This window comes from Leifsonia sp. NPDC077715 (assembly GCF_040686855.1).
Lineage (GTDB): Bacteria > Actinomycetota > Actinomycetes > Actinomycetales > Microbacteriaceae > Leifsonia.
This window is the reverse complement of the sequence record NZ_JBFBOG010000001.1, coordinates 406627-418750: the sequence shown is the minus strand read 5'-3', so window position 1 is coordinate 418750 and position 12124 is coordinate 406627. Positions and strand designations below refer to the sequence as shown.

The window sequence follows — 12124 nt, the reverse complement described above, 5'->3', positions numbered from 1 at the left end:
GGACCCCCGCTATATAGTGGTCGAGCCGCTGGGTGATGCGGCAGAGCGAAGAGGGAGATGCAGTGGCTATCACAGTCGTGAAGCGCAACGGCGAGCGCGAGCCGTACGACGCCAACAAGATCAACCTGGCCATCGAGAACGCGGCCCAGGGTCTGGACGAGAACATCACGTGGGTGACGCAGATCGCGAGCGAGCTCGAGCTCACGCTGTTCGATGGCATCACGACGCAGCAGCTCGACGAGGCGGTCATCCAGGTCGCCCTCCAGAACGTCAAGGACGACCCGGCGTTCGACACCGTCGCCGCGCGCCTCCTCCTCAAGACGATCTACAAGCGCGTCCTCGGCGACTACGAGGGCAACGACGAGCTCGTTCAGCTCCACGCCGAGCGCTTCCGCGGGTACATCGAGCGCGGCGTCGCCGAGACGCTGCTCGACGGCCGCTTCACCACCGCGTTCGACCTCGACCGCCTCGCCGGCTACCTCGACCCGTCGCGCGACGAGCTGCTGAAGTACATCGGCGTCGTCACCCTGAACAACCGCTACGGCATCAAGGCGCGCAACGGCGACTCCCTCGAGGTGCCGCAGTTCTTCTGGATGCGCATCGCGATGGGGCTCTCGCTCAACGAGGCCGACCCGACCAGCCACGCCATCGCCTTCTACGAGAAGATGTCGAAGCTCGAGTACCTGGCCGCCGGCTCCACCCTGGTCAACGCGGGCACCGCGTACCCGCAGCTCTCCAACTGCTTCGTCATGGAGATGCAGGACGACATCGAGCACATCGCGAAGAGCGTGCGCGACGTCATGTGGCTCACCAAGGGCACCGGCGGCATCGGCCTCTCGGTCACCAAGCTGCGCGCCCAGGGCTCGCCCATCCGCTCGAACAACACCACGTCGACCGGCCCGATCCCGTTCATGCACACGATCGACTCGGTGCTGCGCGCGGTCAGCCGCGGCGGCAAGAAGTTCGGCGCCCTCTGCTTCTACATGGAGAACTGGCACATGGACTTCCCGGAGTTCCTGGACCTGCGCCAGAACTCGGGCGACCCGTACCGCCGCACCCGTACGGCGAACACCGCGGTGTGGATCAGCGACGAGTTCATGAAGCGCGTCCAGAACGACGAGGACTGGTACCTCTTCGACCCGCTGGAGGTCGCCGACCTCAACGAGCTGTACGGCAAGGCGTTCTCGGAGCGCTACGCCCACTACGTCGCCGAGGCCGAGGCCGGCAACCTCAAGATGTTCAAGAAGATCAGCGCCCGCGCGCAGTTCAAGGACATCCTGATGAGCCTCCAGACCACCAGCCACCCGTGGCTGACCTGGAAGGACACGATCAACAACCGTGCGCTCAACAACAACACGGGCACGATCCACCTCTCCAACCTCTGCACCGAGATCACGCTGCCGCAGGACCGCGACAACGTCTCCGTCTGCAACCTGGCCTCCATCAACCTGACCCGCCACCTGATCGACGGCAAGATGGACTGGGAGCGCATCGAGGCGAGCGCCCGCCAGGCGGTCCGCCAGCTCGACAACCTCATCGACATCACGGTGTCGAGTGTGCCGGAGGCCGACTACTCCAACCAGCAGAACCGCGCCATCGGCCTGGGCGTCATGGGCTTCACCGACGTCGTCGAGAAGCTCGGCCTCAGCTACGAGAGCGAGGAGGCGTACGCCCTGATCGACGAGATCATGGAGCACGTCTCGTACGCGGCCATCGACGAGAGCGCCGACCTGGCGCAGGAGCGCGGCGCGTACCCGAACTTCGAGGGCTCGCGCTGGTCGAAGGGCCTCGTGCCCTACGACTCGATCGCGCTCACCGAGGCCGACCGCGGCGTGCCGATCACGGTCGACCGCACCATCCGCCTCGACTGGGACCGCCTGCGCGAGAAGGTCAAGGGCGGTATGCGCAACGCGACGCTCATGGCCATCGCGCCGACCGCGTCCATCGGCCTCGTCGCCGGCACCACGCCGGGCTTCGACCCGCAGTTCTCGCAGATCTTCAGCCGGTCGACCTCGTCGGGCAAGTTCCTCGAGGTCAACCGCAACCTGGTCGAGACGCTGCAGGAGCGCGGCATCTGGCAGGACGTCCGCGAGGCGATCCTGCGGTCGCAGGGCGACATCCAGAACATCGCCGAGATCCCGGACGACATCAAGGCGACCTTCAAGACGAGCTTCCAGCTCTCGCCGTACGCCTTCATCGAGGTCGCGGCCCGTGCGCAGAAGTGGATCGACCAGGCGATCAGCCGCAACATGTACCTCGAGACCCGCGACCTCGGCGACATGATGGACATCTACTACGCGGCCTGGGAGAAGGGCGTCAAGACGACGTACTACCTCCACATGAAGCCGCGTCACCAGGCCGAGCAGTCGACGGTCAAGGTCAACAAGGCCGAGGAGATCTCGGGCGGCCGCAAGGGCTTCGCGTCCGTCGGCGCCGGTGCGCCGGCCCCGGCCGCGGCTCCCGCCGTCACCGAGACGGCTCCGGCCGCCGCTCCCGCTCGTCGTGGCTTCGGCTTCGGAGGTCTGACCGGGGGTGACAACAAGTGAACAGCACCAAGATCGAGGAGTACTACGTGCCGGTCGACCCGATGGACGACCTGCAGTGCGAGTCCTGCCAGTAACCCAGAAGTAAAGAGGAGAACGAGACCATGGGGATTCTGGGCACCGGAATCGAAGAAGGCCTGCTGCTGAAGCCGGTCAAGTACCAGTGGGCGATGGACCTGTACGACCAGGCCGTGGCGAACACCTGGTTCCCGAACGAGATCCAGCTCGGTGAGGACATCGCCGACTTCAAGCGGATGACCGACGAGGAGCGCCACGCGGTCACCTTCCTGATGAGCTACTTCAACCCGAACGAGCTGCTGGTCAACAAGGCGCTGGCGTTCGGCGTCTATCCCTACATCAATGCGGCCGAGGCGCACCTCTACCTCGCCAAGCAGATGTGGGAGGAGGCCAACCACTGCATGTCGTTCGAGTACGTCCTCGAGACGTTCCCGATCGACCGCGAGCAGGCGTACAACTCCCACGTCGACGTGCCGTCGATGGCGAAGAAGGAGGAGTTCGAGGTCAGCTTCATCAAGCGGATGACCGAGCAGACGCTCGACATCTCGACGACCGAGGGCAAGCAGGACTTCATCCGCAACCTGGTGGCGTACAACGTCATCCTCGAGGGGATCTGGTTCTACTCGGGCTTCATGGTGGCGCTGTCCTTCCGCCAGCGGAACCTGCTGCGCAACTTCGGCTCGCTGATCGACTGGGTGGTGCGCGACGAGTCGCTGCACCTCAAGTTCGGCATCAACCTCATCCTCACGGTCCTGGAGGAGAACCCCGACCTGCAGACGCCGGAGTTCGCCGCCGAGATCCGCCAGATGATCCTCGACGCCGTCGAGATGGAGGAGCAGTACAACCGCGACCTCCTGCCGGGCGGCATCCTGGGCCTCAACGCCAACTACATCAACCAGTACGTCCGCTACCTGGCCGACCGTCGCCTGGAGGAGCTGGGCTTCGAGGCCGAGTACAAGGTCTCCAACCCGGCCAAGTGGATGGCGACCGCCAACGACACGCTGGAGCTCGTCAACTTCTTCGAGTCCACGAACACCTCCTACGAGTCGAACGCGAAGGCGTCCAGCGGACGCTGACGCGGACGCTGTCGACGACATGACCACGGAGTCCTCTCCACTGATCAGCGCCGCCGCGCTGGATGTCGCTCTCGGGGCCGAGTCCCTGTGGAGCGGCGCCGGCCGGCGGCGCTCGACGTGGCGCGTCCTCGACGTGCGCTGGAAGCTCGGCGGCCCGCCCGGCGACGAGGAGTACGCCGCCGGGCACATCCCGGGCGCCGTGTACGTCGACCTCGACACCGAGCTCGCTGGACACGGCGCGCCGACGGACGGGCGGCATCCGCTGCCGGAGGAGTCCGCGTTCCAGGAGGCGGCCCGCCGGTGGGGCCTCAACGACGGCGACTCCGTCGTGGTCTACGACGACGTCTCCGGCACCTCCGCGGCCCGCGCGTGGTGGTTGCTGCGGCACGCGGGCGTCCGCGACGTCCGCCTCCTCGACGGTGGCCTCGCCGCGTGGCGCGCCGCTGGTTTCGCCGTGGAGACCGGCCCGGTGCTGACCGCCCCCGGCCACATCACCGTGCGATTCGGCGAGCTTCCGACCGTCGACGCCGACGGCGCCGCGGCGCTCGCGGCCGACGGAATCCTCCTCGACGCCCGCGCCGCCGAGCGGTACCGCGGCGAGGTCGAGCCCGTCGACCCGCGCCCCGGCCACATCCCCGGCGCGGCGAGCGCGCCGACCACCGACAACCTCGGCGCCGACGGCCGGATGCTGCCGCCCGACGAGCTGGCCACCCGGTTCGCCGCGCTCGGCGTCACCGCTGACGCACCGGTCGGCGTCTACTGCGGTTCCGGCGTCACCGCCGCCCACGAAGCTCTGGCGCTCGTGGTCGCGGGCTTCCCGATGCCGTCGCTCTACGCCGGCTCGTACTCGGCCTGGTCGAACGACCCGGCCCGACCCGTCGCGCTCGAGAACCGATAGCCGATCGAGACCCGGCGCCGGAATCCCGGCGCGACAACGGCGATCTATCGCACAACCGCCGCTGAAACGCGGATTTCGCGCTCGATGAGCCCGAAACCTGATGGAAACGTCCGTGAAAAACGCTGTTCCCTGCGCGAATTAGTGTTGAGGGGCGGCCTTGCCGCTGGGGTATCCTCCCCTTACCCGTGCAATACGCATCGACACATTCCTGCACCAGGAAGAAGGACAACGACAACATGCGCATCCGATCCGCGGCCCCCATCGCCGCCGTCGCCGCCGTTGCAGCCCTCGCGCTCACCGGTTGCGTCGACAACTCCACCCCGTCCTCCAGCTCAACGTCGAGCGCTGCGGCGGACGTGAAGAAGGACGACACCCTCGCCGCTCAGCTGCCCCAGAAGATCAAGGACGCGGGCAAGCTCGTCGTCGGCATGGACAACACGTACCCGCCGAACGAGTTCAAGGACGACAACGGCCAGCCCGTCGGCTGGGAGGTCGACCTCGCCAACGCGATCGGCGCCAAGCTGGGCGTCAAGACGGACTTCGCCATCGCGAAGTTCGACAACATCATCCCGAGCATCGCGGGTGGCAAGGACGACTACGGCATGTCGTCGTTCACCGACACCACCGAGCGCGAGCAGCAGGTCGACTTCGTCAACTACTACTCGGCCGGCATCCTCTGGGCTTCGGCCAAGGGCAAGACCGTCGACCCGGACAACGCCTGCGGCCTGAAAGTCGCCGTCCAGTCGACCACCTACGAGGACACCGACGAGGTGCCCGCCAAGTCGAAGAAGTGCACGGATGAGGGCAAGCCCGCCATCCAGGCCCTCCGCTACGACACCCAGGACGACGCGACGAACGCGGTCATCCTCGGCAAGGCCGACGCCCTCAGCGCCGACTCGCCCGTCACCCTGTACGCGATCTCGAAGTCGGACGGCAAGCTCCAGGAGGCCGGCAAGACCTTCGACGAGGCGCCGTACGGCCTCCCGGTCCAGAAGGACTCGAAGCTCGGCCCCGTGCTGCAGAAGGCGGTCCAGGCCCTGATCGACGACGGCACCTACAAGAAGATCCTGGACAAGTGGGGCGTCGCCGACGGCGCCGTCGAGAAGGCCGACTTCAACGCGGCCTCGAAGGGCTGACCTTTCATGTCCCAGAGCAACACCGCTCGGCCGGCGACGGGATCCGTCCCGTCGCCGGCGGGCTCCCGCTCCGAGCCGATCAAGGCGATCAAGCTCAAGCACCCGTGGCGGATCGTCTTCGCCGCCATCCTGATCCTGCTGGTCGTCTGGTTCATCGTCGACGCATCCCAGCGCTCCGCGTACGGCTGGCAGTACGTCGGCAAGTACGTCTTCGACAAGCGCATCAGTGCTGCTGCGCTCGTGACCCTCGAACTCACCGTCTTCTCGATGATCATCGGCGTCATCCTCGGCCTCATCCTCGCGGTGATGCGCCAGTCGCCGAACCCGGTCGTGAAGTCGGTCGCGTGGGTGTACCTGTGGATCTTCCGCGGGACCCCGGTCTACGTGCAGCTCGTCTTCTGGGGGCTGTTCTCGCTGATCTACCCGCAGATCTTCCTCGGCGTGCCGTGGACGAACATCGGGTTCGACATCAACCTCGGCTTCATGCAGAACGCGTTCATCATCGCGATCATCGGCCTCGCCCTCAACGAGGCGGCGTACATGGCGGAGATCGTGCGCGCGGGCCTGCTCTCGGTCGACAAGGGCCAGGAGGAGGCGGCGACCGCACTCGGCATGTCGTGGGGCCAGACGATGGGACGCATCGTCATCCCGCAGGCGATGCGCGTCATCATCCCGCCGACGGGCAACGAGGTCATCTCGATGCTGAAGACGACCTCGCTGGTCGCGGCCATCCCGCTGACCACCGACCTGTACGGCGTCGCGCGCGACATCTCGGCGGTGACGTACACGCCCATCCCGCTACTCATCGTCGCGTCGCTGTGGTACCTGCTGTTCACCTCGCTGCTGATGATCGGGCAGTACTTCCTCGAGAAGCGGTTCTCGCGCGGCGTCAACGCACGGCGCCCCGACCGGAACGAACCCGCCCTCGCGACCGGCGCGCTTCCGGCTGCGGGCGCACCCGACGGAAACGACCTCGGAGGCAAGGGATGACCGACACGACCCCCATGGTGCTCGCGGAGGGCGTCTCGAAGAGCTTCGGCTCGAACGAGGTGCTCAAGAGCATCGACCTGAAGGTGAACCCGGGCGAGGTGCTGTGCATCATCGGCCCGTCGGGCTCGGGCAAGTCCACCTTCCTGCGCTGCATCAACCACCTGGAGCGCGTCGACGCCGGCCGGCTCTCGGTCGACGGCGAGGTCGTCGGCTACCGCCAGCACGGCGACAAGCTGTACGAGCTGAAGCCGAAGGAGGCCGCCCGCCAGCGCCGCGAGATCGGCATGGTGTTCCAGCGGTTCAACCTGTTCCCGCACATGACCGCCCTCGAGAACGTCATCGAGGCGCCCATCCGCGTGAAGGGCATCTCGAAGGCCAAGGCGGTCGAGCGCGCGAACGAACTGCTCACGCGCGTCGGCCTCGCCGACAAGGGCGACCACTACCCCTCGCAGCTGTCGGGCGGCCAACAGCAGCGCGTCGCCATCGCGCGGGCACTGGCGATGGACCCGAAGCTCATGCTGTTCGACGAGCCGACGTCGGCCCTCGACCCCGAGCTCGTGGGCGAGGTGCTGGATGTCATGAAGGGCCTGGCCGCGAGCGGCATGACGATGGTCGTCGTGACGCACGAGATGGGCTTCGCCCGCGAGGTCGCGGACGAGCTGGTCTTCATGGACGACGGCGTGGTCGTCGAGTCCGGCGATCCGCGCGAAGTGCTCGGCAATCCGCAGCACCAGCGGACGCAGGCGTTCCTGTCGAAGGTGCTCTAGCTGACAGGATGGGGGGATGACCGAACAGCGTCGTCCCCTCGTCCTGGTCACTGGCGTCGGCCGGCCGAACGCGATCGGCACCGGGATCGTGCGACGGCTGGCGACCGACGGCTGGGATGTGGCGTTCGCCGATCTGGCTCCCGACGCCGGCTTCCCTGAGGCGCTGGCCGCCGAGGTGGAGGCTGCCGGGGGTCGCGCTCTCGCCCTGACCGTCGACCTGTCCACGGCCGACGGGCCGGCGGAGCTCGTGGCCCGCGTGAACGACGCGCTCGGCCCCATCCACGCGCTCGTCGGCAGTCACGCGTACTCGGTCGACAGCGGCCTGCTCGACACGAGCATCGAGGCGTTCGACCGCCACTTCGCGGTCAACACACGCGGCTCCTGGCTGCTCATCACAGCGTTCGCCGAGCAGTATGCCGCGAACGGCATACCGGCGGGATCCGGCCGGATCATCGCGCTCACGAGCGACCACACCGCCTACAACCTCCCGTACGGCGCGAGCAAGGGCGCGCTCGACCGCATCGTCACGGCGGCGGCTGTGGAGCTCGCCCACCTCGGCATCACGGCGAACCTCATCAATCCCGGTCCCATCGATACCGGCTGGATGACGCCCGAGCTCGCCGAGGGCCTGGTGGCCGAGACCGCCCTCGGCCGTCTCGGCACCCCGCGCGACACCGCCGATCTGGTCTCGTTCCTCCTGTCGCCGTCCGGCGGCTGGATCAACGGCCAGCTCCTCCACTCCAACGGCGGCTTCCACCTCGGCGTCTGACCGAGGCGCGGGTCAGGAGCCGAGGACCTTGCGGATGCGGGGGAGGGAGACGGTCTCGGCGGTGCCGAGCGACTGTGCGAACAGCGAGACGCGGAACTCCTCGAGCATCCAGCGCGCGTGCACGATCGCGGGCGGCGAGGCGGGCGCGAGCGGGATGCGGCCGCCGGCGTCCGTGTAAAGCGCCACGGCCGTCTCGACCTGGGTCTGCCACGCGCGGTCGCGGCCCGGGTTCGTCGGCAGCGCCTGCATCCGCTGCGTGATCCCGGCGAGATAGCGGGGGAGGTGCCGCAGCTGCTCGAGCCCGGTGGCCGACACGAAACCGGGGTAGACCAGACCCGCCAGCTGCCCCTTGGCGTCGTTCAACGCCGCCAGGTACGTGAGCGCGGTCACGCTCGAGATCGCCTTCTCGGCGGTCCGCGCGGCGGTGAGGATGCGCGTGACCAGAGCGACGGTCTCGAACATCGAGTCCATCACGATCCCGGAGACGCGGTCGCGGACCGCCTCGAACTCGGCGCGCATGAAGATCTGACCGTCGGGCTTCATCCGGTACAGCACCGAGTCGACGACGGCGAGCAGGCAGTCGTCGAACAGCGCCTTGGTGTTCGGGTACGGGCTGGCGGCGAGGGTCAGCTTCTCGTTCGACGTCAGGTGCTGCTGCACATAGGCGACGGGGGACGGGACGCTCGCGAGCAGCAGGCGGCGCACGCCCCCGGGCGTGGCGCGAGCCTGCTCGGCCGGGGTGCCCATCAGCCGGATGCTGACGGACGCGCCGTCGTCGACGAGAGCCGGGTACGCGCGGATGATGTTCTTCGTCCCGCCGGGACCCGTGTGCTCCGAGTCCACGAACCGCGGCAGCTCGTCGAGATCCCACGTGGTGATGCCCGACCGTTCGAGCGCGTTCGGCGTGCGTGCTTCGGCGACCTTCGCCACCGAGTCGCGAGCGCGCGACCGCAGGCGGTCCTGCAGCGCGCCGAGGTCCTTCCCGCTCGCCATCGGCCGGCCGCGCTCGCCGATCACCTGGAACGTCGGCCGCAGGTGCGGGGGCAGCCGGTCGAGGTCGAAGTCGCTCCCGCTCACCCGCGAGCCCGTGAGCCGCGAGATGGTCGCCGCCAGGGTGTCCGCCAGCGTGCCCGCCGGCCGCTCGCCCTCGTGGGCGCGCATCCCGGCCGTCCCGGACAGCTCGCCCAGCAAGCGCTGCGCCCAGTCGGCGGCAGGCACGACCTGTCGGCGGATCGCCTTCGGCAGCGACTTGATCATCGCCGTCACCAGCTCGTGGCGGAGGCCGGGCACCTGCCAGTCGAAGCCGTCGGGCAGCAGCCCGGCGAGCAGCGGCAGCGGCACCTGCACGGTCACGCCGTCGTCCTCGGCTCCCGGCTCGAACCGGTAGCGCAGGGTGAGCCGCTGGTCGCCCTGCCGCCACACGGGAGGGAACGCCTCCTCGTCGACCTCGGCCGCGTCCTCGTCGAGCAGCGCCTCGGGCGTCATCGTCAGAAGGTCCGGCGTCTCCTGCCGCGCCTTCTTCCACCAGCCCTCGAACGACCGGGTGGACACGACATCCGCCGGGATGCGCTTGTCGTAGAACTCGAAGACGGCCTCGTCGTCGTTGAGGATGTCGCGGCGCCGCGTCCGCTCCTCCAGCTCGCGCAGGTCGGCGCGCAGCTTCCGGTTGGCGCGGTCGAACGCCTGGTGCGAATCCCACTCGCCGTCGACCAGCGCGTGACGGATGAACAGCTCGCGCGACAGCTCCGCGTCGATGCGGGCGTACTGGACGCGGCGGCGCGGGATGATCGGGACACCGAACAGGGTCACCCGCTCATACGCGACGACCGCGCCCTGGTTCTTCTCCCAGTGCGGCTCGCTGTACTGCCGCTTGCACAGATCGCCCGCGATCGGCTCGGCCCAGGCGGGATCGATCGAGGCGTTCATCCGGGCGAACAGGCGCGAGGTCTCCACGAGCTCGGCGCTCATGACCGCGTTGGGCTGTTTCTTCGCGAGGGTCGACCCGGGGAAGATCACGAAACGGGTCTGCCGCGCGCCGAGGTATTCCGACTGGCGCGAGCGCGGGCCGCCCTTCGCGTTGCCGCCACCGCGCGTGTTCGTCCCGGCGTCGCGCGCATCCTTCAGCCCGATGTGCGACAGCAGCCCCGCAAGGAGCGACTTGTGGATGCCGTCCGGATTCACCGACGGCTCGCCGATGGTCAGCCCGAGCGGTTTGGCGAGCTGCCGGAGCTGGCGGTAGACGTCCTGCCACTCGCGTACGCGCAGGAAGTTGAGGTATTCGGCCTTGCACAGTCGGCGGAAGGCGCTGGACGACAGTTCCTTCTGCTGCTCCTCCAGGTAATTCCAGAGGTTGAGGAGGGTGAGGAAGTCGCTGGTCGGGTCGGCGAAGCGGGCGTGCTTCTCGTCCGCGCTGCCGCGCTTCTCGACGGGACGCTCGCGCGGGTCCTGGATGGTCAGCCCGGCGACGATCGCCATGACCTCGCGCGAGGTGTTGTGCCGCTTGGACTCGACGACCATCCGGGCGAAGCGCGGGTCGATCGGCAGCTGGGCGAGCTGGCGGCCCACGCCGGTGAGCTTCGTGTCCCCGCCTCGGACGGTGATCGCGCCGAGCTCGACGAGCAGGTCGAGGCCGTCCTTGATGCCGCGCGAGTCGGGCGGGGTGAGGAACGGGAACGCCGCGATGTCGCCGAGTCCGAGCGAGATCATCTGCAGGATGACCGCCGCGAGGTTGGTGCGCAGGATCTCCGGCTCGGTGAACTCCGGCCGCTTCTCGAAGTCCTCCTCCGAGTACAGGCGGATGGCGATGCCGTCGCTGGTGCGGCCGGACCGCCCGGAGCGCTGGTTCGCGCTCGCCTGCGAGATCGCCTCGATCGGCAGGCGCTGCACCTTGGCGCGGACGCTGTAGCGGCTGATGCGGGCGGTTCCCGCGTCCACCACGTACTTGATGCCCGGGACGGTGAGGCTGGTCTCGGCGACGTTGGTCGCGAGCACGACGCGGCGGCGGACGCCGGCGACCGTCGACGGCTGGAACACCTTGTGCTGCTCAGCGGCGGAGAGCCGGCCGTAGAGGGGAAGCACCTCGGTTCCGGGCAGATTGCGGCCACGAATGGCGTCGGCCGCGTCCCGGATCTCGTTCTCACCGGAGAGGAACACCAGGACATCGCCGCGGTCCTCGCGGGCGAGCTCGTCCAGCGCGTCGTTGATGCCCTGCAGGTAGTCGCGGTCGGCGGAGGGCACGGGATCCGGGTCCTCGTCGTCCTCCTCCATCGCCTCGGCGACGAGCGGCCGGTAGCGGATCTCCACGGGGTAGGTGCGCCCGGACACCTCGACGATCGGCGCCGGTGTGCCGTCCGCCGAGGCGAAGTGCGCCGCGAAGCTCTCCGGGTCGATGGTCGCCGACGTGATGATGAGCTTGAGGTCGGGTCGCTGCGGCAGCAGCTGCTTGAGGTACCCGAGCAGGAAGTCGATGTTGAGACTGCGCTCGTGCGCCTCGTCGATGATGATCGTGTCGTAGGCGCGCAGCATCCTGTCGCGGCGAAGCTCGTTGAGCAGGATGCCGTCGGTCATCAGCTTGATGCGCGTCTGCTTCGAGACCCGGTCGGTGAACCGCACCTGGTATCCCACCAGCTCGCCGACCTGCTGTCCCAGCTCCTCGGCGATGCGCTCGGCGATCGTGCGGGCCGCGATGCGTCGCGGCTGGGTGTGGCCGATGGAGGTGCGGCCGAGCTCCAGCGCGATCTTCGGCAGCTGCGTGGTCTTCCCCGAACCGGTGGCACCGGCCACGATCACGACCTGGTTGTCGCGGATGGCGCGCGCGATCTCGTCCCGCTTCCGGCTGACGGGCAGCTCGGGCGGGAAGACGATGCGGGGAAGGGTCTCGGTGGAAGACATGAGCCTTCCATTCTAGCCGCGCATAGTCCCCGCCCG

Annotated in this window: 8 protein-coding genes; 7 read left to right on the top strand and 1 reads right to left on the bottom strand. The window is 68.3% G+C overall.

Annotated elements, in window-relative coordinates:
• Nucleotides 1–62: 62 nt before the first annotated feature.
• From AB0P25_RS01955 to AB0P25_RS01925, 7 genes are all read left to right on the top strand, one after another.
• On the top strand, nt 63–2546 hold the full coding sequence (locus tag AB0P25_RS01955) for a ribonucleoside-diphosphate reductase subunit alpha (RefSeq protein WP_363805088.1): 2484 nt from the start codon (nt 63–65) through the stop codon (nt 2544–2546).
• Between the two features lie 101 nt (nt 2547–2647).
• Nucleotides 2648–3637 carry a ribonucleotide-diphosphate reductase subunit beta gene (locus AB0P25_RS01950; protein ID WP_064109554.1) on the top strand — a complete coding sequence of 330 codons (990 nt, stop codon included), beginning with the start codon at nt 2648–2650 and terminating at the stop codon, nt 3635–3637.
• Between the two features lie 19 nt (nt 3638–3656).
• Entirely contained in the window at nt 3657–4535 is an 879-nt protein-coding gene (locus tag AB0P25_RS01945; RefSeq protein ID WP_363805087.1) for a sulfurtransferase, read from the top strand.
• Nucleotides 4536–4771: 236 nt separating this feature from the next.
• Nucleotides 4772–5671 carry an ABC transporter substrate-binding protein gene (locus AB0P25_RS01940; RefSeq protein WP_363805086.1) on the top strand — a complete coding sequence of 300 codons (900 nt, stop codon included), beginning with the start codon at nt 4772–4774 and terminating at the stop codon, nt 5669–5671.
• Nucleotides 5672–5677: 6 nt separating this feature from the next.
• A complete protein-coding gene (locus AB0P25_RS01935; protein ID WP_064109552.1) occupies nt 5678–6661 on the top strand; it encodes an amino acid ABC transporter permease in 984 nt (327 codons plus the stop codon).
• The gene (locus tag AB0P25_RS01930) at nt 6658–7428 is read left to right on the top strand and encodes an amino acid ABC transporter ATP-binding protein (RefSeq protein WP_363805085.1); all 771 of its coding nucleotides are present in this window, start codon (nt 6658–6660) and stop codon (nt 7426–7428) included. Before AB0P25_RS01935 ends, AB0P25_RS01930 begins: the two co-directional genes overlap by 4 nt.
• A gap of 16 nt (nt 7429–7444) precedes the next feature.
• The gene (locus AB0P25_RS01925) at nt 7445–8197 is read left to right on the top strand and encodes an SDR family oxidoreductase (RefSeq protein ID WP_363805084.1); all 753 of its coding nucleotides are present in this window, start codon (nt 7445–7447) and stop codon (nt 8195–8197) included.
• Nucleotides 8198–8209: 12 nt separating this feature from the next.
• Here the strand turns inward: AB0P25_RS01925 and hrpA are convergent, their stop codons facing one another.
• A complete protein-coding gene (gene hrpA / locus AB0P25_RS01920) occupies nt 8210–12088 on the bottom strand; it encodes an ATP-dependent RNA helicase HrpA (protein WP_363805083.1) in 3879 nt (1292 codons plus the stop codon).
• Nucleotides 12089–12124 lie beyond the last annotated feature (36 nt).